This window comes from Sphingobacteriaceae bacterium, from assembly GCA_002319075.1.
Classification (GTDB): domain Bacteria; phylum Bacteroidota; class Bacteroidia; order B-17B0; family Aurantibacillaceae; genus Aurantibacillus.
On sequence record NVQB01000001.1, the window covers coordinates 1,999,158 to 2,022,972 of the forward strand.

Sequence of the window (23,815 nt, forward strand, 5' to 3'; positions counted from 1 at the left end):
TTTTAACTAGTGTCGCGTTTTAAAACAATTGCTTTCTGGATCTTCGTTGTCCTTGCCCTGGGTACGGGCATATATGCCTATTTTAATCTAAAGAACAACAAGAAACCTCAGCTGGAAGCGCTTTCTGTGATTCCTGACGAGTGTTTGTTTTATCTGAACACCAAAGATTTTTTTGAGCTTAATAAAAAGGTCAATTCTCAGAGTTTGATAGCCGATAAATTAAAGCTCTTTGGAGAAGTCGATCTTATTTGCACAAGCCTCGCCAGTTTTGACTCACTTTGTACTGCCGATGAAGATATACAGGAGATCATAAAAGATAACATCATTCATCTTGCAGGCTACAAAGAAAAAAATGGTTGGCTCGCCGCTTTTAACATCAAACAATTTGGAAAACAAGACGCTATTGCCGGACATCTTGCCGGCATTTTAAAAGCCACAAAAAGTAAAGCAAATATTTATTCCTTTAAGCTCAATGCGCTACTTCTTTATTTTAATTTGAATGAAGGAGTAGCAACCATTTCCAACAGGCAGGAACTGATTATTTACTCATTGGATTCGAAAAGAAAAAAACTTCATACAAATCCTGATTTTGTTCAATTCAAAAACACACTAGACGAAACCAGTTTGCTCACTATCTATCTTGATCATGCAAGATATGCGGAAAGCAATTCAGCATCTCATTTAAACCTGGCATACGCCTGCAAAAAAGGATATTCGGCCGGAGCTATTGATTTTCAACCCTCCCAAATAAAAGTGAACGGGTATATAGAACCAGGAGAAGATGAATTGCTGGCACTATTTCGCGAGCAAAAGCCTCAGAATACTGCTGATGCTCTTGCCCTCCTTCCACAAAACAGTCGCTTCTTTAAAGCCTTTGGATTTAGCTCTTACCAGGATTTAAAGGACGGTTTTCCGCTTACACGCGTGCATATAAAATATTGGATGAAAGCTAATGAGCGCGGACTTTACAATGTAGAAAATGATTTCAACAGCAATCTCATCAATCACATAGTTGAATTCGAAACAAATTACCCTCAGGCCAAATTTATTTCGGTACAGGTAAACGATACCCTGAAGGCTCTGGAAAACCTCAAATTTATGAGCGACTCGGTTTTGAAAAAAGATTCTCTGGTTGTCTTCCGATTAAACGACAGCATTGACAATCCGTTGCGTCTCTTTGTAGCTTTATCTACAAACAACACAAATTATGCGGTAGTTTATCAATCGCACATCTTCTTTGCAGATAAAAGCGAAGAGTTATTTCAATTGATCAAAGATTTAAAAAATGGCAATCTGCTTTCAGCGAACGAAAGCTTTGCAGGCTATAAAAACCAGAATTTCCCTGAGGATTTTAATTATCTTCTCTATACTTCTCCAAACCAGATGCCTGAAGAGATTCCGGCTTTCTTTAACTTTACAACTACTTCCGGTGAAAACCCTTTTTCTAATTTCAAACACTTTTCTTTTTCGGTGAATGGAAATGCTAAAACTTTAAAATTTCGTCTTCATTTAATGAATGAACCCGAAAATCACAGTAAAGAGCAAAATGTTTTATGGACACTTAACCTGGATGCATCTTCAGGAGCACCTGCCAGTGGTTTTGTAAATCATATCACCGGCGAAAATGAAATCGTTGTTCAGGATGATAATAACGTCTTGTATCTCGTTAATGCAAAAGGCACCGTATTATGGAAGAAGCAACTCAGTGAAAAAATTCTTTCCATGATTTATACCGTTGACATTTACAAAAAAAATAAATTTCAATTATTATTTAATACCAGAAATTATTTGCACCTCATCGATCGCAATGGGAATTATGTAGAGCAATACCCTGTTAAACTCCCTGCTGAAGCAAGCGCTCCACTGAGCCTTTTCGATTACGATAACAATAAGGATTACCGCTTATTCATCGCCTGTAAAAACAGCAACATTTACAATTATTCGATACATGGTATGCCGCAGGATAAATTTGCGACCGTTAAAACGGATGATGAAGTCACTCTCCCTGTTCAGTACGTCAAAGTAGGCGCGAGTGACTACCTTGTAGCATTAGATAAGGAAGGGAAAATATACACCTTCAGTCGCAAAGGTGCTGGCCGTATCGGACTGAGAAACCGAGCGATTTCGAACTGTACTGCTTTTTATGTGGATCCCGGAAATTCTGTTAGTTCAACTTTCCTGGTTTATTTAGACGACAAAAGTGGCTTGCTGAATAAAATATCGTTTGAAGACAAAAAAGAAATTGTGCGTTTACATTCAGACCTGGAAAATGCCGACATCAGGTTTAGCCTTGTGGATGAAAATAGAAGTATGGATTTGCTTATCACTAAAAACAACTTTGTACAAGCTTACAACTTTTCAGGAAATCTTATTGTTGAAAAAAGTTCAGAAGCACCACTTGGTAAATCCGGCTTCTATAGCGATGAAAGTCATTCTATATTCTACACTTTGTACGAAGACAAAACGGCTTTGACCATTTTTGACCAGGTAAATTCAACAAAAAAAACAGTAAAAGCCACAGCACTTCCATTGGTAAGCAATCTTTTTAAGGACAATAAAAAATACCTGATCGTTACAAATGGTAACCAATTGAGTTGTGTTCTGCTCAATTAGTACTCACCGCCAATTTTTCTTTTATTAAATTCTTTATTCTTAAAAGAAGGCAGCTTTTTAGGGGCGCCCTGCAAACCAGTGGTATCGCTCAAAGTGAGAAGGAATGACTTTATATCGTGTAATTCTTTCTTTGACAAACCCAAAGAATCGAAAGGTAAAGTTTGATTCTCAACTTTTAGTCCAACACCCGCTCCACCGCCGCGGTTATAAAAAACTAATACAGAGTCTAAATTGTCATACACGCCATTGTGCATGTAAGGTGCTGTGTAAGCAATGTTTCTTAGTGTGGGTGTTTTAAATGCATGGTCATGAATTATAGAGGAAGTGACTGTTTTTCTTCCAGGGTCTGAATCAAGGTTTTTATTGTCCTGCTTTTCAGGAGTTCCAATGACTTCAAACTCATTATCGTTGTACATGGGCGGAACAGTTCCATTAAAGAGTGGAAAAAAATGACAAGAACCGCAGAGTGCCTTGCCGGCAAATAAATTATATCCGTTTATTTCTTCTTTGTTTAGTTGTGATCTATCTCCACGTAAATACTTATCGAATTTACTATTGTGGGAATCCAATGTCTTGATAAATTCAGATAAACATTTTAACACTGCATAGGTAGTAATTACTGTGTCAGGAGTGCCCCGGAAGGCCGATGAAAAAAGTGTTTTATATTCTTCGCTCTGGGCAAGTTTATAAAGGACTTCTTTTTCATCACTGTTCATTTCATGCACATTCTTAAACACAGCGTTGGCTTGCTCTTCCAAATTAAAAAGTCTGCCATCGTGAAAAAATAATTTCTGATAGGCTGCGTTAATTAAAGTTGGAACATTCCGCGTAAGTTTTCCCGACTGATCAAAGGTCATGCTCTTATCCTGCCCATCTGTAAATCCTTTGTTATCCTGGTGACATGAAGCACATGCTCTTTTATTATTCCCGGATAAAATAGGATCGAAAAATAAAAGCTTTCCCAAAGCAGCCTGACTTTTTAAATCAGATGAATCGGTAATGTAGACAGAAAAATACTGTTTGTTTATACTTTCAGGTTCAAAAAAAGAGGCAAGCTTAAGATTGACAGCGTAGTACAAGTCAGACTTTTCTGTTTTAAGGGCCGCGAAAAAAAATACAAGATCCCTGTAAAGTGGATTTAATTGTTCGGTAGTTAATTTTAGACGGTCAAAACTGTCTGAATCTTTATGCTTAAGCAATGCCTTCCTGCAAGAGCCGAGTGTATGTTTCAGCTTTGAGAACAATTTTTTCGTTTCCGAATCCGAAGTCTCACTGTAAGTAGAAATTATTTTTTCTATTCCATCCAGTGCATAAGAACATTCTACATTACTTTCTTTATTAATAGTGCAGTCGTACCCGTTCATGGTTAAACACATAATGCGTATAACCTGTAGCTTTAAAGCGTCCTGAATTTTAGGCCTCTCGATACGAATAGTAGAATAATACTCTTTCAAAACGCTAAGCTTTGCTATGAGGAGACTGTATTCCCTTTCCAGAACTTCAAAATCTGTTTTACCGGCGTCAAACAAGTTCTCTTCAATAACCTGAAAACCCTGCGGCGGAAAAGGTTTTCCGCTTATTTCCATTTCGATTTTTGGCACAAGCGGTCCATTAATATAAAATTTAGAATCGAAAGGTGAATAATATTCTGTGAAAAATTCAATCTGTTTGTAATAGCTTCGTGCCGCGTGATAATGACCGATAAGCTTTTTGCTTCTTTTTGATTTGGATTGCTCCGTTCTGAGAACATCTGCAGAAGCACCTAATTCAGAAATTATTCCCGAGAGATTTTTGAGTACTAATACACGACAAAATTCCTCCGTGTTGGCGGAGGAATTTTGTTTTGTAAACGAAATTATAAAAGGCGATAAAACAAGGATAACAAGGCAAGTAAAGATAAATCTTCGATAAGACTTTACTTTGGTTAACCTTCTATAGGTATCTCTATTCAATGATAATCTTCCCTCTTTCAAGAATTTGAGATCCATTCAAAATCACATAAAAATAAATGCCTTTAATTTGGTTCAACGCGATATGCGTTGTTCCTTTATCTAATTTGGCTGAATACACGCGCTCGCCCAACGCATTAAAAATATCCGCATTAAAGTTCCCCTGCGTATTCAGTTCTATGTTAAACGCCCCCTTGTTAGGGTTCGGATAAATTAAAGTTTGGATGTTTGAGTTGATCTTTTCAACTGCCGTACACTCACTTACATTCTGAACGATGCTGGTTGAAGCCGAGCAGTTGTCCGGGCTCTTTCCCGTAACGCTGTAGGTTGTATTAACAAGCGGGGAAACAACAATACTATTTGACGTCGCATTCGTATTCCACATGTAAGCAGATGCACCTGTTACTGTAAGCGTAGCACTTTCACCCGCACAAATTAAGGTGGCGTTTGATAAAGTAGCAAGAACCGGTAGCGCGTTAACCGTAAAACTTGTAACCGCTACATTTGAACAACCGTTTGCATCCGTTCCTGTTACGGTATAGTTTATACCTGCAGACGGAGAACTAACCAGGGTGGCAGTAGCTATTGCATTACTCCATAAATAAGTTGTTGCGCCATTGGCTATTAAGGTTGTGGTTTCTCCGGCACATAAAGACATGTTTCCAGACAAAGTTACGACCGGAATCGCGTTCACAGCAATAATTTTCATTTCTGTATCCACACAACCGTTAGCATCTGTACCGGTAACCGTATAAGTAGTTCCGGAGGTTGGATTAACAGAAATACTAGACGTAGTAGCATTTGTATTCCATACGTAACTTGCAGCACCACCAGCACTTAAAGTTAAAGCAGAGCCTAAGCAAACAGCATTATTTCCTGAGATTGTGACTTGTGGTAAGACATTGACACTTATTGTTTTTAAAGCGACATTTTGACAACCGTTAGCATCTGTACCGGTTAAAGTATAAGTGCTGTTTGTAACCGGACTGACAGAAATAACGGAAGTACTTGCAGCTGTATTCCACGAATACGTAGTAGCTCCAAAGGCTGTTAAGTTTACTGATTGCCCTATACATATTGCTGAACTTCCCGAAACAGATACTGTTGGTAATGGATTTACCGTTACCGATTGAGTCAGTGTATTCTGACATCCATTCACATCCGTTGCTGTTACAGTGTAAACTGCAGTGGTTGATGGTGCGAAAGGAACACCATTGGTAATTCCAGCATTCCAGCTATACGATGTCGCTCCCGAAGCAGTTATTGAGATGGACGCTCCGTTACAGACCATAGCAGTGGAAGGAGAACTTACCACAGACAACGCAGGCAATGCATTCACAACAATAGCCACTGTAGCGGTATTCTCACAACCGTTAGCATCCGTACCAGTTAGCGTGTAGTTTGAATTTGCGTTCAGTGTAAAAGTTGATCCGTTAATAATGCTGCCTGTCCAGCTATAGGAAGAAGCTCCAGCCCCATTTAAACTCAGCGTTCCACCTGAACAGATGATTCCGGATGTTGGTGTAGTGATCACACTCACCGAAGGCAGGGCATTTACAACCAGTGTGCTGATACTTGATGCGATACATCCGTTCAAATCTGTTCCTGTTACAGTATAAGTTGCAGATAGGGTAGGATTCACCACCACGAGGCTTGTTGTAGCTCCTGAATTCCAAACATACGAATTTGCACCACTTGCCGTTAAACTAGCTGATTGATTTATACATATTGCCGTTGCATTTGCAGATGAAAGAACTACGGGGTTAGCATTTACAGAAATGGTTTTAGTGATAGCCAATCCAGGGCCATAAGTATTTTCCGCGATTAATGATACAGTATAAATACCAGCCGTGCCAAAAGTAATACTTGGATTCTGAGCACCAGAAGAGCTTATAAGCACGCCGGCTGAAGGGCTCACTGACCAAGTCCAAACCGAAGTATTGTTTGTGGAAAGATTGGAGAATGAAATTGGTGCTGATATACAATAAGGAGCAGTTGCAGTAAAATCAACAGCGGGAAGGACTTTTAATTTAAAAGTATCTGCCACACAACTGTTAGGATCCTTCACCCAAAACGTTGCATCCGATAAAGCACTCACTGTATTTGTTTTTGCAGTTGAATTATCATCCCATGTAAATGCACCTGGCCAAGAGGCTTGAAGTGTTGCCACCTGTGCAGGTAGAACCGTATAATTTTTAACGGCATTTACATCTTTGTAAATTGTGAATTTGTCACGCACTACTCCATCAGCGCATAACCATTTTAAATCCAAACGATTTCCTTCAATGTCCATTACTAAAGAGCCGCCGTTAGTTGAATTTGAATAGTGCATAGCATCATGGGGGAAAGATCCTTGTTGCCCTCCTAATTGACCGGATGACCCGGAAAGTACATACACTGTTCCTGTAGCGTGATTTACAGAGTCTTTGGTGTAAGGACAAGAATTTGAACTACCATCGTACAATGCCGAAGATTGACTTAGATTATGAACGGAGGCGGTGAAAGTTGACTCTGCCCCGTAATGCCCTTGCATTAATTTTGAGCGTTCGTAATCGTGACTGTGTCCGCACAAAATTAAATCTACTTTGTAACGTTCTAAAATGCGGATAAATTTTTGACGAATAGCTACGAGATCGCTTTCTGTATCAGAGTTGTGAGATCCCATAGTATATGGAGGATGGTGCCAGTAAGCTACGATCCATTTTTTTGTATTTGCAGCAAGGTCTGCTTTTAGCCACACAGCTTGAGCTCCTGTAGTATCGTACATTTTATTTCCCGCTACAGTACCATAAGAATCTAGTGCAATAAAATGGATGTTGCCATAGTCGTATGAATAATAAGCTTTAGTTCCTGAAGCAACTCCTCCGGCTTCTGCAGCAGTAGGCACATTAAAAATAGAAAAATAAGGAGTAGTGGAGGAAGTTACAGCGCCATTGTTGTAATCATGATTACCCGGCACCGGCCAAAGCACTTTATTCTTCATTACATCATTCTGATAAATAGTAAAAAACTCCGCGTTGAATTGCGGGTCGCTCCCGCTGCTATAAGCGTTGTCACCAAGCGTTAACCAACCATCTACCATGCGGTTACCGTTGTAGTTTTTAAACTGATTTTTTACGTTCACCTGATTGGTCGAAGCGTTGCCGCAATCACCAATTACCCAGAAACGGTATTTACCCTCAGCACCAGGAGTGGGAGAAGTTAAAAAATAATTATTGGTATCGCCTTGAATAACAAAAGAGGTAGTACCAATGCTGTAAAAATATTTTGTGTATGCGGAAAGACTTCCTATCGAAACTTCATGAGAAACAACCGGACTCGTATTTGATATAACTGAGGTTAAACTTGCGGCACTTGTTCCGTACATTACTTTTGTATCGCAGGCAGAACTGGTCTCCCAGCGAATTTTCATAGAGTTTTGCGTTCCAATCTGTAAATAGGGTCCTTTTACGATTGTAGGTGAGGGCACTGCAACAGAGCTTGTGTTCGCTACAAGTTCCATTTCAAAAGTTGCATCGGAGCTTGTTCCGTCACGGTTATGTAATTCGGTAGCGATCCAGTTTGTTCCTGCAGAAAAGGTGTTTGCCGGCACGGTTGTAGTAATTACAGTTTGGCCATCGTCTGATACAGCAGTGGATGCCCAGGTTGTATAGTTGACGGCCCCTGTGGGCATATTGCTCCGGAATGCTTCCGTTCCGTTCACATACACGATGATCCCGTCGTCGCGTTTATAATTAAATGTGTAAGCGGTATACCCTGTTACGCTCGCTAGAGAAATTGATTTTCGGAAATACTGTGTAATATATTTGTTGGTGCAGGTTGGCGTGGCAACCACGGTGCCACAGGCATTTACCAGGGTGGCTTCATCGTTCTCTCCAAAACCGAACTGTGCCGTACCGGTTGGCCAGGCCAGGTCGTTAAATGCCGGTGCAGACCAGCTAGTTCCCTGATCGGTACCGTCGTCCATATATTTCCAGGTGGTGGCAGCAGGGAACAGTGTTACATTCACCGGCACCGTAAGCGTGGCCGGAGCTCCACCTATAAGGTTTAATTCAAAAGTCTCGTCAGAACTGTTCAATGCATTCTGGTGAACTTCCACTGCTATTACATTTGTTCCTGAAGAAAAAGTGCTTGCTGAAACCGTTCTCGTGCGTACCGTCTGTCCGTCATCTGAAGTGCCTGTAGATAAGGTGGTATAATTCACTGCGCCCGTCGCCATGTTGTCTCTGAATGCTTCCGTTCCGTTAACATACACGACAAAACCATCGTCTACCTTATAATTAAATGTAAACAGAGAATAAGTCCCTGCGGGTACAGTAAATGTTTTACGGAAGTAATGTGTTACGTATTTATTGCTGGCGCTTGGTCCATAGGAAAGAACTGTTGCTTCGTCGCTCTCCCCATAACCTAATTGCGCTGTACCAGTAGCCCAGGCAAGGTCATTAAATCCCGGCGCGTACCAACTCGTTCCCTGGTCAGTGCCATCATCCAGGTACTTCCATGTTGTGTTAGTCGGGAATATGGATACCTGTGCCGAGAACACGCAGGTTAAAAATAAAAAGAGGAGTGTAAGATTTTTTTTCATGATGCTTTGTTTAGCGAGCCAAAATTACTCTTAGAAAAAGAGGGCGTTGCATGAATTATCTTATGCTTATGTTATTAAAACATCGCTGAACAAGCGTTAATGTTACGCGAAAATTAAGGTCAGGTGCGAAATGTAAATTCCTGTGCAGAATGGGAGCTTTTTTCTACACTTGTTGGTATCAGTGAGTTTCACGCACAACTATTATTTTTATATTTAATAAAATTTAAACAGAATGAAAACTGCTTCCCTGCTTGCTTTAATGATCTTAGGTTTGAGCTCCTGCAAAAAGAGCTACTCCTGCGAATGTGTTACGACAGAAACAACGGGGCGTAGAGGATTTGTATCTACTTCCACTTACAAAAATACTGAGACGCCTTATGATCAAAAAATGACGAAATCTCAGGCGCAAGCCGCCTGCCAGCATGAAGAAGAAGCTATTCAATCTTCTTATACAAATTGGTGGACAGAAAATGGCACTACTTCTGACCCGAGCGTTAGTGTAAGTACATCGTGTGACCTGACCAAATAACTCTTTGAAAAATGAAAAAAATTATCACGTTACTGGTATTCGCCAGCCCTGGATTGATCTCCTGCAAAAAAACATATGTGTGCGAATGCACGACTAGCTCTAATTACACAGGCACAACGGATTATAATAAATCAAGCGCGAAAACTTACGGTAGTAAAATGACGAAAAAGCAAGCCACAGCCGCGTGTGATCATGAAGCAGAATCTATTGAATCTACTTTCGAAAATTCTTTTTCTGAAAATGGAACTGCAGCAACGAATGCCACGGTTATGACGAGTTGTGAGTTGAAGTAACCAGTATCGCTTGCTCAGCCGCAGGTGTCTCGTAATGAATTCAGTTACTACTTTTAGATCAATGTCAGTTCGAATGCAGCGGTAGGAAAGGTTTATGCACTTCTCGACTAAGCACAAGCTGGCCTCAACATCCACTGGATGTTGATCCTGCTCGAAGTGACAGGGTACAGCTACCGTTAAGTTGATAAAAGGGTTGTAAGTTGGAAAAGGACAAAAGAGCTGCGTTTTTTTGAGCCAGTTTGCGCAGCAGGTTTAAAGAAGCCGAGAACCTAATACTCAAAGGTACCGAACTCCGATTTTATGGTAACGTGTTTGCCTTCGCCTTTTTCAACGCGACCAATAATTTTTGCTTCTACATTAAAGCTGTGGCTGATGGCCATTATTTTTTCGGCAAACATTTCGTCTACATATAATTCCATGCGGTGTCCCATGTTGAATACCTTGTACATTTCTTTATAGTCAGTGTGACTTTGTTCGTGGATGGTTTTGAATAAAGGCGGAACATCAAAAAGATTATCTTTTATGATATGAAGTCCATCGTTTATAAAGTGAAGTACTTTGGTTTGAGCCCCACCACTGCAATGCACGATGCCGTCGATATTTGCTCCCATTTCAGAAATGATTTTTTTGATGATGGGTCCATAGGTGCGTGTTGGTGAGAGCACCAATTTTGCAGCGTCTACTTTTTCTGTTATATTTTTACCGTGTTCGTCGGAATAAGAAACCTCCACTTTGTCCTGTAAGTTTAAACCACCGGTGTAAACAACACTTTCAGGCAAATTAGGATCAAAGCTCTCAGGATATTTTTTTGCAAGAGTTTTTCCAAATACGTCGTGACGTGCGCTGGTTAAGCCATTGCTTCCCATTCCCCCGTTGTACTCTTTTTCATAGGATGCTTTTCCGTAACTGCTCAAACCAACAATCACATTTCCTTCCTTGATCTTATGATTGGAGATCACTTTGTCACGCTCCATGCGACACATCACTGTGCTGTCGACAATTATAGTTCTTACCAAATCACCTACGTCAGCAGTTTCGCCACCAGTAGAGTGAATGGAAATTCCATTGTCACGTAAATTTTGTAAGACTTCTTCCGTACCATTTATGATGGCGGAAATAACATCTCCGGGAATTAAATTTTTATTTCTGCCAATGGTTGAAGAAAGTACGATATTTTCTGTAGCACCAACGCAAATTAAATCGTCCACATTCATGATCACGGCATCTTGTGCAATACCACGCCAAACGCTTAAATCGCCGGTCTCTTTCCAGTACATATAAGCTAAAGCAGATTTTGTTCCTGCTCCATCGGCATGCATTACCAGGCAATGTTTTTCACTGCCACTTAAAAGATCAGGAACTATTTTGCAAAAAGCCTTTGGAAAAAGGCCCTTATCTAAGTTTGCAATAGCTGCATGCACATCTTCTTTGCCGGCAGAAACGCCTCGTAATTGGTATTTATTGTCGCTCATAAATTCGGGACAAAGATACGGTTTTTACCACAGAGAAAAAGAGATTTTTGAGATTCGCTGCGGGGTTTTTGCCACAGATTGCGCAGATTGTAAAGTGCTAAATGATTCTGGCCACAATAGACACTCCCAGAGCGTAAGATCCCGTGCCCATCTATTTACTCATTCAAAAACTGTATTTTTGTTGCTCGTTATTATGACAGAAAAATTCAGAGTTTCCATTGTAAATTACACCAACACACTTCCCTTTAAATGGGCTTTAAAAAGAAGTGATTTTCTTAAGAGCATCGATTTGCAGGAAGACATTCCCAGCATTTGCGCTCAGAAACTAAAATACAAACAGGTGGATATTGCTTTGGTGCCTGTTGCTCTTTTGCCAGAGCTGGACCAGTACCATATTGAAACGGATTATTGTATTGGTGCCAATGGGAAAGTAGATAGCGTAAAACTATACAGCGCTGTACCGTTGGAGCAAATTAAAACGGTGACGCTTGATTATCAATCTAAGTCTTCGATCACACTTATAAAAGTGCTTCTTAAATTTTTCTGGAAACATCCGGTTACGTTTCTCGAAGCAAAACCCGGATTTGAAAATGACATTCAAGACACAAATGCTGCGGTAATTATTGGGGACCGGACTTTTGGTCTGCAGGGAAAACACGCCTACGAATTTGATCTTGCTGAAGAGTGGAAAAAATTTACAGGATTACCTTTTGTTTTCGCTGCCTGGGTAAGCACTGAAAAACTTCCGGCAGATTTTATTGCAAACTTTAACGCCGTTTTAAAAGAAGGCATGGATCATGTTGCGCAAGCGGTGGAAGAAGATTACAACGTGAAAAGTCTTTCAAAAGAAGATACGGTTGTTTACCTGACAAAACGTATAGATTATAAGCTTGATGCCGACAAGCGCAAAGCTTTAAATTTATTCCTGGATTATATAAAACAGCTCTAAAACATTCTTGTTGAATCGCTGTGTTTTTTTTCTATCTTCGATTAAATCATCATAAAATGCTCAGGTCGAAAAAGAATCTATTTCTGTTTTTCATTTTTTTAAATGCGTTTGCATTTGCTCAAACAAAAGTTATTCCTTACCAGGAGTTACCCACTTCGTCAGGCGCAAGCAGCGGCTCTGGTATTTTTTTCAGCGCTGCCATGAACCCTACTTTTGTGACCATTACTTTTGAAGGTCCTGCTAACAGGTGGATTGCCCTGGGACTTGGCACCGCGATGTATACAACGGATGTCATTGTTTATTCTAACGGGCAATTAGCATCAACACATGCTTTGGGTTGGAGAGATTATTTCAACACTTCACATAACGGATCAGGTGTCACACTCGACGCTTCGCAGGACTGGACGATAGTTTCGACGAATACCGTTTCTTCGCAACGCACCGTTACGGCTACACGTTCATTAACAACCGGCGATGCGAATGATATCGCCATAAGTTACACAGCATCAGCCCTTGACCTTGTTTGGGCAGCAGGGGCAACAGCTGATTATACGATCGCTTACCACGGCAGTAGTAACAGAGCCTCAGGAATATCTCTTCCATGGCAAAGTATGCCCACCGCTTCTTTCTCCGCACTCTCAACAACGGTTTGTGCGGGCTCGGCCGTTTCTTTCTCAAATCAGTCACAAGGTGGACAAACTACTTACACCTGGAACTTTGGTTCGGGTAACCCTGCCACATCAACACTTACAAATCCTTCGATAACTTATACAAATCCGGGCACTTATTCTGTTTCACTCATAACAAGCAATGCTGTAGGAACGGCCACTTATGTGCAGACCAATTATATCAGCGTTACAGCAAGCGTTGCCCCTGCCTTAAGTATTTCGCAGATCTCGGGAAACAATCCGATCTGCGCAGGGAGTCCGGCCACTTTTAGCGCAACCGCTATTAACGGCGGCACTTCCCCGGTATATCAATGGAAAGTTAACGGAACAAATGTGGGTACAAATACTTCCACGTTTAGCTCAACCAGCCTCAGCAATGGCGCAGTTGTTTCCTGTATTCTAACCTCTAACTTCACTTGTGCAACTCCTTCCACAGCAACCAGTAGTGCTATTACCATGACGGTAAATTCAACGGCCGCTGCAAGTGTTTCAATTACTCAGAACTCCGGAACAAATCCTATGTGTGTAGGAGTATTCGCTGGATTTACCGCTACAACAACAAATGAAGGTTCCAATCCAATCTTTCATTGGCAAATAAACGGAATAACAACGGTTACGACTGCTGGCAGTATAGGTTTTTCGACGTCATCACTTATTAATGGGGACGTGGTCAGTTGCATTCTCTATTCAAGTAATTCCTGCGCAAGTAACACAGCAGCGACCAGTTCCGGCATTACCATGACCGTTAGTTCCGTGCTTGTTCCATCAATAGCTATCAGCATGACATCGGGCAGCAATCCAATGTGCACAGGCGCTCCGGCAACTTTTTCAGCCAACTATGCTAATGGCGGAATGAATCCGATTTTTCAATGGCATTTAAACACAATGATTACCGGCGGTAACTCCCCTACACTTTCTTTACCAGGCCCCTTTTCCGGCACGGTTGATTGCTCGATGTATTCAAGCTCTCCTTGTGCAAGCGCAACACTTATTACCAGCCCGGCACTTAATATGACTATTCATGCAACACCGGTTACCACCGTATCCCCAATGGGAGTAGTTGCACTTTGCACGGGTACGCATTTTTTAGCTATTGGATCCGCTTCAACAAACGTTCTATGGTCTAATGGCGTCACCACCCAAACTATACTGATAAATCAACCCGGAACGTATGGATTTACACAAACTGTAAATGGTTGCTCCGGCGTATCTCCTGTATTTACCGTAGTTTCAGTGGTTCAACCCACAGTATCTCTTTTTATACCACAGCTCATTTGTAAAGATTCACCAACATTAGCATTACAAGGACAACCGTCCGGCGGCTTCTATTTAGGATCAGGTGTTACGGGTAATGTGCTCGATCCTTCGTTAATTGGGAACGGACCTTCTTTTGTTTTGTATATGTACGCAGAACTTTTTGGTGGCACACCCGCATGTGTCGATACTGCTATGGCATATTTCAGTATTTCAGATTGCGCAGGCGTCACCGAAAATAACAATTCGCAGAATCTGATTTCTGTTTACCCTAATCCTTCACATGGAGAATTTGTTTTACAGTCTGCTTTTCAGAAAATAAAAACTGTTCATGTTTATGATATAAGCGGAAAACAAATCTTTGCAAAGACAGATTTATCTGCAAACACCGCTATTATTGATCTTAAAGAGTTCAAACAAGGCGTCTATTTAGTTGAACTTCAACTGGAATCTCAGGTAGTGAGAACCCGCATTTATAAAACAGACTAAGTTTTATGATTCGGAAATTATATACTTTTTGTTTGATTTTTCTTTTATCTGGTCCCGCTGTTTTTGCACAGGATATTTTTGATGCTGCCCGAAAAGGTGATATCCAAAGAACCGAAGCGCTTTTAAAACTCAATCCTGATACTATTAACAAAAAGAACGCAGCAGGATTTACGCCATTAATCCTGGGAGCTTATCGCAATCAACTAAAATTTGTTGAATTTTTACTGTCGCACAAGGTGAACGTGAATGAAGATTCTCCAGAAGGTCCCGCCTTATTGGGTGCCTGCTACAAAGGAAGCGTTGAAATCACGGAATTACTGCTCAGAAATGGCGCTAATGCAAACGCTACTAACAGTCATGGTACTACCGCACTCATTTACGCGGCCATGTCCAATAATAGTACGTTGGTTAAGTTGTTATTAGCTAACGGAGCTAAAAAAAATCTTGCAGAAAAATCGGGTAAGACTGCCCTTAGCTACGCGAAAATAAATGAATCTGCTGAATTGATAAAGCTATTATCAGAGTGATTGACTTTTTTTATAGTTTTCTCCAACAATGGCGTTAAGTGTTTGTTTTTTATTTTCAAAAACCACCTCTCTGTCGGTGAATTCAGGATCTCCGTCAAAATGGATGCAGTCTTTTTCATCGCGCGTTATCTTAACCTTATCGGTTACATAAGTTTCTATGTGTTTACTAAGATGCGCTTTTTTCATTAAGATCTTAGCCATCAAACCGAATACCTGCAATGCATTAAATGGCTTCAGAATGGCAATATGAAACAATCCATCTTCCATGTTAGCTTGAGGGGCTATGTAAAAATCATTTCCATACTGCCCGGCATTGGCCACGGTAATCAGGAAAGCTTTACGCTCTATTTTTTGTCCGTTAAACTCCAGAGTATATTTCTTCGCCCGGTATTTGAATAATTCTCTGAACGTAATTTTTATGTAGCCTTGAAGTCCTCGCTTTGTCATGGCCGCGAAAAGATTTCCGATATGGGCATCGAAACCAATACCGCTGGTGCAGAAAAATGGAATCCCATTTACAACACCGTTATCCATGCGTGTTATTTTTCCTTGTGCAATTTGCCTGATTACTTCCTCAATCTTCATGGATAATCCCAATGAACGTGCGAGTCCGTTACCAGAGCCAATCGGCACGATTCCCAGAGTAATGTCAGTACCTAAGATTGTTTTTGCTACGTAGTTTACAGTTCCGTCACCACCCACGGCAATAGCATCTGTGTAACCTTCTGTTTTAAGAAGTCCGGCAATTTCTTCAAAATGATCTTTGTCTTTCCAGATAACTACCTGGTAATAAATATTCGCCGGAAATTCTTTTCGTATTTCTTCAATGATGCGGTCCGAAACACGTTTTCCAGCATTCGGATTCACAATAAACAATATTTTACGGGGCATACTAGACGCTGATGATTTCGTTATAGATTCTGTGTTTTGCATTCGCTACCCAATTTTTAAACCATGGATTTGATCCGTCAAATGTAGTAGAAAAATTGGCAAGTTTGCTTAAATCGAAACTATCTGAAAATATTCCTGCGCCTGCTTTGTAGGCATCACGCGAGTTACAAAATTGTTCAAAATGTCCATGAATTGGAACCATCAAAACCGGCTTGCCTAAATACATGGCTTCGCAAACACTTTCAAATCCAGCAGTGCTGGCAAGTCCCTTACTTTTACTCATCATTTCCAAAAATAATTTGTCGTTGATGGCGTGTAAAAAAAGTTTTTCTTTATCAAACTCGTAACTGGCGTTTATTTTTTCGGGTTGATCTGTAAAGCAATGCAGTGTAATCTCTGGATTTTTCCTATGCCAGCTTAACACTTCTTCAAAATAACCACTATTAACAAGGTACACCAGGTAAAAATCGTCGCGCTTGGTCTGAAGTTCGAATATCTCCTTGCGTAACAGAGGCGGCACTATAACTACTTCTTCATTGTTGGTGTGAATTTTATAAAAAGAAAGTCCCAGATTTTTGGAAGATCCTTTCGAGGTCATACGCGTAAAGAACTTAATAGCAGCTCTGTCAAGCCAATGGCCTTCGGGGAATTCGAAGTCGGGATGAAAATAAATATACTGGTGTCCTACACAAATTAATTTTGCCTGTGGCTTGTAGAAACGGTAATACAAGCCGATCAACAAATCAAAAAAGTTGATCACCACATCCGGCTGATGCTCCTTCATTAATGCATCTATCGCTTTTAAACTATTCCGGAACGTTTTCAGTTTTCCAAAATTATGAATAACCGACTTAGTGATGTTTATACTTTTATTGTTTTTATCGCATACAAAATTGGGACTTTGTAATTGAATAATGGGACATTTTATCTTATCAAAGAAAAATTGCGGCACGTCTCTGTTGCCCGAAGAACCAAGAATAACGGCGCATACAGTATGTCCTTCTTCAATGAGAAGATCATACATGCTTAATGTTTGGGTCATATGACCGCGACCTTCACCCTGTACGGATAAAATATACTTTTTAGACATATTATTGGGTATTAATGGTTACACCTTTTGGCAAAATCTCATTGATGGAAGGAGATTCTGTTTTGGCTTCATTTTTAGCCGCTTCTTTTTCCGCCAACGTATTCAGAAATTCCTGGTAATAAATAATTTTCCAGTTGCCTTCATTGTCTTCTACAAGAGCTGTAAGGCTTTCTACCCAATCGCCCGAATTAAGGTATTCAATACCATTTATTTCTTTAATCGCCGGTTGATGAATGTGTCCGCAGATAATACCATGACATTTGCGTGCTTTGGCCACCTTCACTAATTCGTTTTCGTAATCGGAAATAAAAGAAACAGCTGATTTTACTTTTGCTTTTACAATTTGAGACAACGAATAATAAGGCATACCGCGCTTTTCACGGTAGGCGTTATAATGACGGTTTAACCACAACAAAAAAGTATATCCAACGTCGCCTAACTTGGCAATCCATTTTAGTTTAGAAGTAATACTGTCGAAAAGATCGCCGTGTGTTACGAAATATTTTTTCTGAACACCGTAGTGAACGTAGTACTTACGTATAGAGAAATTTCCAATACGCAAAGGCATAATCTCTTCCAGGAAATCATCATGATTTCCCCTCAGGTAAATGATCTTACATTTGTTTTTAGACGTTAAGCTAATAATGTGCTTAAAGAAATTGCTGTGTTGTTTCGTCCATTTGCCACTCTTGCGCAATTGCCAGCCATCGATGATGTCTCCGTTTAAAATCAGAGTCTCACATTTGTGGTGCTTTAAGAAATGAACAACTTCCTTCGCTTTACTGGCTTTGATTCCCAGGTGAATATCTGAAAGGACAATAGTTTTGTAAAAGGTCTTCATTAAGAGAGTTTTACAAATTTGGCTTTATCTTATAACCTTATCATGAAGAGATAATTAATTCTGAATTAAAAAAACCCGCATGTATGTTACACGCGGGTTAAGTAAAACAAGGCTAGGTTAAGAGCTTATTCCACAATTATTTTCTTGAGGCTTTGTTTAGTGCCTGAAGTTATTTGAACGAAATAAATTCCGTTTGAAAGTTTAGAAATATTCAAAGCTGAAGTAGCAGTATAGTTCCTCTCTTCCATAACCACGGCTCCAAGAGCATTGATGATTTTTACGCCAACTGTAGTTTCACCTGGAAACGAAATACTTAATTCGGTAGTTGCAGGATTTGGATAAATCGTGTAAACCTCATTAAGATTTTTTTCTGATAAAGAAGTACATTCTGAAACGCTTTGAGTAATTACTGTTTTAGCTGAACAATTTTGTGCGTTTGATCCGGTAATTGTATAAACAGTGGTTGCCATAGGATTAACAGAGATAGAAGAACTTGTAGAACCAGTATTCCATTGGTAGCTTGAGCCACCAACTGCTGTTAAAACAACATTTTCTCCAGAACAAACAAGCGTAGAAGAACTGCTTGCAGTAATAACCGGAACCGGATTTACGGTAACTGTTTTTGTTAATGTAGTTGAACAGCTATAAACGTTTGTGCCAGTTACAGCATAAGTTGCAGTAGTTGCTGGTGTTAAAGTGATAGCTGAACCCGTAGCACCTGTGCTCCATGAATATGAATTTGCACCAGTTCCAGTTAAAGTAGAAGTTTCTCCTATACAAAGAGTTTCCGGAATAGCATAAAGATTAAGCGCTGGTAAAGGATTTACAACAAATTGTTTGACAAGCGTGCCTGAACAACTGTTGCTACCTACTCCGCTTAATGTATAAGAACCAGATGCAGAAGGCGTGTAAGTGATTACCGAGGTTGAAGCAGCAGAATTAAATGAATAAGTAAGCGCTCCTGAAACTGTTTGTGTGATGCTTCCACCCAAACAAACCGCAGTTGGTCCGCTCACAGTTAATGTCGGCGTAGGGTTAACTGTTACCGATTGAATGATTGAATTGGCTGCGCAATTTGTTCCACCGGTAATAGCCACCGCATAATTTCCTGTTGAGTTAGCTAAAATTGTGTTTGAAGTAGCTGAAGCAATTGGCGTTCCGTTTTTTAACCACTGGTAAGTAACAGCAGTTGAAGCTGGCACGCTTAAAACCGGGGCACTGTTAGCACAAGCTCCAACTGTAGCACCAGCAACACTTAAAGAAGTAGAAAGCGGTGAAGTACAGCCAGGTATTCCCCAGATACTTAAAGTACTGCTTACCTCGTTTGCTGCGATAACAATGTGCTGACCATTAGGACTGTCTGTTTGTTTGATAAAGATAATTCCTTCAGCACCAAGATCAGGACCGTTAGAAGGAAGGCTTCTGTTATTTACATACCTCACAAAAGTAGGAGCCGCCGGATTAGTAACATCATACACCATAACACCACCAACACGTTCTAAAGCTATAAAAGCATAAATATTAGATCCGATTACACCAATAGTTACACCTTCAGGTTCAGGGCCTTTATCATCGCTTCTGTCTTTTCTTGTGGCATTAGAGTTACTTGCATTAAATAAAACAGAGAAAGAGCTGGCAGCAGTGATTTGTTCTAAATCATCTTTGCTATCATACACCTGAACACCAGTGCTGGCATCCCAGATAGAAAAAGAACGGGAACCTAAAGAATAGATGGTATCAATATCACCATCGTTATCTGTATCTCCATTTTTATTTGTAACAGTTAATCTGCCTAATGCATAATTATTTTTTAATTCTGCGCCATAAGGGAATTTTGTTGGGTCAAGAGTTAAACCAGAAACACGTGATTCTTCTGAGAAACCACTGTAGGAACGTGAATCGCCTTCGTTAGCAGAAATAATATAAGCATTACCTCCAACAGTGTAAGAAGCAATGGCATCTGGCATATAAAATCCTTTAACAGGAAAATTCGCAATATTTATTCCTTTCGTTACGTTCGAAGCATCGTAACCGTTATTAAGCAGATTATGATTTTTTGTTCCTAATGCTTTTAAGTAATTGATGGAGTTAGTTGAAAGATTGATTTCTACAAGCGCGTTATTCTCCTGTAAACCAACCCATGCTTTTGAATCATCAGGTGATACAGTAATATATTCCGGTTCAAAATCTTTTGCGGCATTAGCGTTTAATCCGAAGATACGGATGCTTTGAGCCCTTAAAGTGGCTTCTTGTCCATTATAAACAGTAAAAGTTACGTGAGCCACATTGGTTTGACTTAATGTTGAAACCCCACCAGAAATATCCACTATACTTATTGAACCATCAGGATCATTTGTATAAGCTGCGTTTGGTTCACCTTCATTAGCCGTTAATACTTTTGTCCCTGCGTGATTAAACGTGATCATGTCGGGCATCATTCCTACTTTAACTTTGTTTTGGTAAACACCATTAATGTTGAAGAAAACAACGCTTCCTGAATCTTGAGGATTTGTATTTTCAATAGCGCAAGCCACAATGCCATTTTTTACAGCTACTGAATTAATGTTTCCATAAGTAGTAATAGGTACCGAGTACAATAAAACCGGGCTGGAAGGATTTACAAAATTGATGATATCTAGTTTCCCACCAATACTGTTCGCGATAAACAAACGTTGTGAAGCTGGGTCGTGAGCCACAATTTCAGCAGAGTTTACTCCCGATGCTCCGTTTGAAAAACTTGACAGTAAATTCAATGATAAAGTGTTTGAAGCTTGTGGCGCAGTTTTGTCGTCGTCACCAATATAAAAAGCGAACTGACTGGTAGCTCCCGGATTTGCATTTTGTCCGTTAGCTAATCTTAATATAATATATTCTGAACTTTCAAGTGCAGCATCGTTTGTTAAGCTTAAGGTAATAGCTGCTGTAGAACCCACCGTAGCGTTAGCAGCGAAAGTAGCCGTTCCGATAGTTAAACTGTAATCAGCGCCCGAAGCGCTTGATAGAGGAGAAGCAGTAACAGAAATTGCCGAAGAAAATGTGCTTGTTGTTGTTAATCTAACAATAACGTTTGCCAAACCTGCTGTTTCTACAACAGTGGTGTCATTCGTTACAAAAGAAATAACAGCAGGGGGTAAAGTGCTACCACCGGTTACTGTTACATCGTCAATTTTAATGTTAGACCCCGTTCCTGTTCTATCAAATTTCCATCTTATGTACAATGCAGCCTGATTACTTGCTCCTGCAGGAAGTGTTAAACCAGATCCTGAAACCAGACCCCAACTGCCAGCTGCAGGTTCTGTAAAAATGATATCCGTATAAGTGATATTATCTGTGCTCCATGCAAGTGTATAAGTTGCATTAGCACTATAGCTTGCAGATGATCTTCTCATCCCAAAAGAAAGTGTTACATTAGAGTAATTGGTCGTGCTTAACAATAAAACGGCTTCTGACGTTCCAATAGGGGATGACGTTTGTACGTTACCCGCTGTGTTTGTAAAAGTTACAGAGTTACCCTCCCCTAAATATGCATCCCCCGAAAAACCTGTGTAGCCCGAGCCCGGGTTGTTGATACTAATATTCATGGCTGCTCCGGTAAATGTCCAGCCTGTTGGATTAACATTGGCAATTGTTCCAAAAGTGGTTGAATACAAAGTTGTTTGAGCAAGCGCAGTATTTATAAAACCGCAGATTGTAAAAAACACAATCGCTGCCATGGCGAGTTTCGAAGTGAAGGAAGTTTTAGTTAGGTCTGTTTTTTTCATAGTTTGATTTAATTGTCTTATTAATGTGCAAAGAAGCAACTCTTCATTTAGGCTAAGATTTTTTTAAGATTACCGATCGGTAAAGTTTTATCCTCAAATGTTACCCAAGAGTTAGCACACCATCCGTTTTTGTTTATGATATATTTACATGCTCATGTTACAAATCACTGAAATTGGCCTTTTTTGACCAGTTTAATATTATTATCTTTGGCGCTTAAATTAAATGGTATGCAAAGCACATTAAAAGCCCTAGGTATTAAAGAAATAAATGATGGTTGCTCAACAGGACAAAACTGGTTCGCCGGTGGCGATCTTCTTGAGTCGTATAGTCCGGTAGACGGAAAATTAATTGCTAAAGTAAAAACGGCTACAAAAGAAGATTATCAAAAAGTAGTAAAAACCGCAGCTGAAGCTTTTACTTATTGGAGAACAATTCCTGCACCAAAACGTGGAGAAATTGTGCGCCAGTTTGGCGATAAATTACGCGCGAAAAAAGCGGATCTCGGAAAATTGGTTTCTTATGAAATGGGAAAATCACTACAGGAAGGTTTGGGCGAAGTACAAGAGATGATAGACATTTGTGATTTTGCAGTAGGTCAAGCGCGCATGTTATACGGAACACAATTTCACAGTGAACGTCCGAAACACCGTATGATGGAACAATGGCATCCACTTGGAATTGTTGGAATTATTTCTGCTTTTAATTTTCCGGTGGCAGTGTGGAGCTGGAATACAGCTCTGGCGTGGATCTGTGGCGACGTTTGTATCTGGAAATCTTCTGAAAAAACGCCTTTGTGCGCAGTAGCTTGTCAGAATATCTGGAATGAAGTGGCTAAAGAAAATAAACTTCCGGAAGGAATTTCAAATATCATTAATGGTGATCATCAGATTGGAGCGCTTATGACAGAAGATACGCGCTTGCCTTTGATCTCTGCAACGGGTTCTACGCGTATGGGAAAAATTGTAGGAACTAAAGTGGCTGAACGTTTTGGAAAAAGTATTTTAGAGTTGGGTGGAAATAATGCCATCATCATTACAGAAAACGCAGACCTTCACATGACCATCGTAGGCGCAGTTTTCGGAGCGGTGGGCACAGCAGGACAACGCTGTACTTCTACACGCCGTTTAATTATTCATGAAAACGTTTACGATAAAGTAAAAGAAAGTCTGGTAAAAGCCTACGGACAATTAAAAATCGGCGATCCCCTGGATGAGAAAAATCATGTGGGTCCCTTGATCGATAAAGACGCCGTTAAAAATTACCAGAGCGCTTTAGAAAGCATCATTTCTGAAGGCGGTAAAATTATTGTAGAGGGTGGTGTATTAGAAGGAAAAGGCTACGAGAGCGGGTGTTATGTAAAACCTGCCATTGCAGAAGCTAAGAATGATATGGCAATTGTGCAACATGAAACATTTGCACCGATTTTATATCTGATAAAATACAAAACATTAGACGAAGCCATTGCCTATCAAAATGGTGTTCCGCAAGGTTTGTCAAGTGCTATCATGACAACCAATATGCGTGAAGCAGAATTATTTTTAAGCGCAACGGGAAGTGATTGTGGTATTGCAAACGTTAACATTGGCACAAGCGGTGCTGAAATCGGTGGAGCGTTTGGCGGTGAAAAAGAAACCGGTGGTGGTCGCGAAAGTGGCTCCGATGCCTGGAAAGCCTATATGCGCAGACAAACCAATACTTTGAACTGGGGTGACACTTTGCCTTTAGCACAAGGAATTAAATTTGACCTGGGCTAATAAATCTCAACTCTACTACAAGGGCAGCTTCGGTTGCCCTTTTTTTATAGATCTAAACTATTTAAGCGCTATCCCATAAAATCTACTCTTTAAACATTAAGCGCTCCAAAAGCAAAGTTTAATCATAAGGCGCTGCAAAGTAACGCCCG

General features: G+C 40.2%; 14 protein-coding genes. 7 read left to right on the top strand and 7 right to left on the bottom strand.

Going from position 1 to position 23,815, the window contains the following annotated elements; genetic code table 11:
• Positions 1–9: 9 nt before the first annotated feature.
• Positions 10–2,613 carry a hypothetical protein gene (locus CNR22_08810; protein ID PBQ31865.1) on the top strand — a complete coding sequence of 868 codons (2,604 nt, stop codon included), beginning with the start codon at positions 10–12 and terminating at the stop codon, positions 2,611–2,613.
• Here the strand turns inward: CNR22_08810 and CNR22_08815 are convergent.
• The gene (locus tag CNR22_08815) at positions 2,610–4,601 is read right to left on the bottom strand and encodes a cytochrome-c peroxidase (GenBank protein ID PBQ31866.1); all 1,992 of its coding nucleotides are present in this window, start codon (positions 4,599–4,601) and stop codon (positions 2,610–2,612) included. The genes CNR22_08810 and CNR22_08815 overlap by 4 nt on opposite strands.
• Positions 4,558–9,147, bottom strand: a complete 4,590-nt coding sequence (locus CNR22_08820; GenBank protein PBQ31867.1) for a hypothetical protein — start codon at positions 9,145–9,147, stop codon at positions 4,558–4,560. Before CNR22_08820 ends, CNR22_08815 begins: the two co-directional genes overlap by 44 nt.
• Before the next feature lie 232 nt (positions 9,148–9,379).
• Here CNR22_08820 and CNR22_08825 point away from each other — a divergent pair, with 232 nt between their 5' ends.
• Both CNR22_08825 and CNR22_08830 read left to right on the top strand, forming a co-directional pair.
• Positions 9,380–9,676 (top strand): hypothetical protein, encoded by a 297-nt coding sequence (locus CNR22_08825; GenBank protein ID PBQ31868.1) that lies wholly within the window; start codon positions 9,380–9,382, stop codon positions 9,674–9,676.
• A gap of 11 nt (positions 9,677–9,687) precedes the next feature.
• On the top strand, positions 9,688–9,969 hold the full coding sequence (locus tag CNR22_08830) for a hypothetical protein (protein PBQ31869.1): 282 nt from the start codon (positions 9,688–9,690) through the stop codon (positions 9,967–9,969).
• 269 nt (positions 9,970–10,238) lie between these two features.
• Here the strand turns inward: CNR22_08830 and CNR22_08835 are convergent, their stop codons facing one another.
• Positions 10,239–11,441 (bottom strand): phosphoribosylformylglycinamidine cyclo-ligase, encoded by a 1,203-nt coding sequence (locus CNR22_08835; protein PBQ31870.1) that lies wholly within the window; start codon positions 11,439–11,441, stop codon positions 10,239–10,241.
• Between CNR22_08835 and CNR22_08840 the strand changes: the two genes are divergently transcribed.
• Genes CNR22_08840 through CNR22_08850 form a run of 3 tightly spaced genes read left to right on the top strand, consistent with a single transcriptional unit; the run spans position 11,431 to position 15,328 of the window.
• The gene (locus tag CNR22_08840; GenBank protein ID PBQ31871.1) at positions 11,431–12,390 is read left to right on the top strand and encodes a hypothetical protein; all 960 of its coding nucleotides are present in this window, start codon (positions 11,431–11,433) and stop codon (positions 12,388–12,390) included. The two genes, CNR22_08835 and CNR22_08840, sit on opposite strands and share 11 nt — an antisense overlap.
• 56 nt (positions 12,391–12,446) lie before the next feature.
• Entirely contained in the window at positions 12,447–14,801 is a 2,355-nt protein-coding gene (locus CNR22_08845) for a hypothetical protein (GenBank protein PBQ31872.1), read from the top strand.
• A 5-nt stretch (positions 14,802–14,806) separates the two neighbouring features.
• Positions 14,807–15,328 (top strand): hypothetical protein, encoded by a 522-nt coding sequence (locus tag CNR22_08850; GenBank protein PBQ31873.1) that lies wholly within the window; start codon positions 14,807–14,809, stop codon positions 15,326–15,328.
• Here the strand turns inward: CNR22_08850 and CNR22_08855 are convergent.
• The 4 genes from CNR22_08855 to CNR22_08870 form a co-directional block, all read right to left on the bottom strand.
• Positions 15,320–16,261, bottom strand: a complete 942-nt coding sequence (locus CNR22_08855) for a hypothetical protein (protein PBQ31874.1) — start codon at positions 16,259–16,261, stop codon at positions 15,320–15,322. The genes CNR22_08850 and CNR22_08855 overlap by 9 nt on opposite strands.
• Positions 16,221–17,309, bottom strand: a complete 1,089-nt coding sequence (locus CNR22_08860) for a hypothetical protein (GenBank protein PBQ31875.1) — start codon at positions 17,307–17,309, stop codon at positions 16,221–16,223. The genes CNR22_08855 and CNR22_08860 overlap by 41 nt, the downstream gene beginning before the upstream one ends.
• A gap of 1 nt (position 17,310) precedes the next feature.
• Positions 17,311–18,150, bottom strand: coding sequence for a UDP-2,3-diacylglucosamine hydrolase (locus CNR22_08865; protein PBQ31876.1), 840 nt, complete (start codon positions 18,148–18,150; stop codon positions 17,311–17,313).
• A 125-nt stretch (positions 18,151–18,275) separates the two neighbouring features.
• Positions 18,276–21,911 (bottom strand): hypothetical protein, encoded by a 3,636-nt coding sequence (locus CNR22_08870; protein PBQ31877.1) that lies wholly within the window; start codon positions 21,909–21,911, stop codon positions 18,276–18,278.
• 228 nt (positions 21,912–22,139) lie between these two features.
• Between CNR22_08870 and CNR22_08875 the strand changes: the two genes are divergently transcribed.
• Positions 22,140–23,666 (top strand): aldehyde dehydrogenase family protein, encoded by a 1,527-nt coding sequence (locus CNR22_08875; protein ID PBQ34859.1) that lies wholly within the window; start codon positions 22,140–22,142, stop codon positions 23,664–23,666.
• The last annotated feature ends 149 nt before the right edge of the window (positions 23,667–23,815 follow it).

Coding starts and splice junctions, on each gene's coding strand:
- CNR22_08830 (PBQ31869.1), top strand. CDS start 9,688: ATGAAAAAAATTATCACGTTACTGGTATTCGCCAGCCCTGGATTGATC.
- CNR22_08870 (PBQ31877.1), bottom strand. CDS start 21,911: ATGAAAAAAACAGACCTAACTAAAACTTCCTTCACTTCGAAACTCGCC.
- CNR22_08825 (PBQ31868.1), top strand. CDS start 9,380: ATGAAAACTGCTTCCCTGCTTGCTTTAATGATCTTAGGTTTGAGCTCC.
- CNR22_08855 (PBQ31874.1), bottom strand. CDS start 16,261: ATGCAAAACACAGAATCTATAACGAAATCATCAGCGTCTAGTATGCCC.
- CNR22_08865 (PBQ31876.1), bottom strand. CDS start 18,150: ATGAAGACCTTTTACAAAACTATTGTCCTTTCAGATATTCACCTGGGA.
- CNR22_08820 (PBQ31867.1), bottom strand. CDS start 9,147: ATGAAAAAAAATCTTACACTCCTCTTTTTATTTTTAACCTGCGTGTTC.
- CNR22_08875 (PBQ34859.1), top strand. CDS start 22,140: ATGCAAAGCACATTAAAAGCCCTAGGTATTAAAGAAATAAATGATGGT.
- CNR22_08835 (PBQ31870.1), bottom strand. CDS start 11,441: ATGAGCGACAATAAATACCAATTACGAGGCGTTTCTGCCGGCAAAGAA.
- CNR22_08845 (PBQ31872.1), top strand. CDS start 12,447: ATGCTCAGGTCGAAAAAGAATCTATTTCTGTTTTTCATTTTTTTAAAT.
- CNR22_08850 (PBQ31873.1), top strand. CDS start 14,807: ATGATTCGGAAATTATATACTTTTTGTTTGATTTTTCTTTTATCTGGT.
- CNR22_08860 (PBQ31875.1), bottom strand. CDS start 17,309: ATGTCTAAAAAGTATATTTTATCCGTACAGGGTGAAGGTCGCGGTCAT.
- CNR22_08815 (PBQ31866.1), bottom strand. CDS start 4,601: ATGGATCTCAAATTCTTGAAAGAGGGAAGATTATCATTGAATAGAGAT.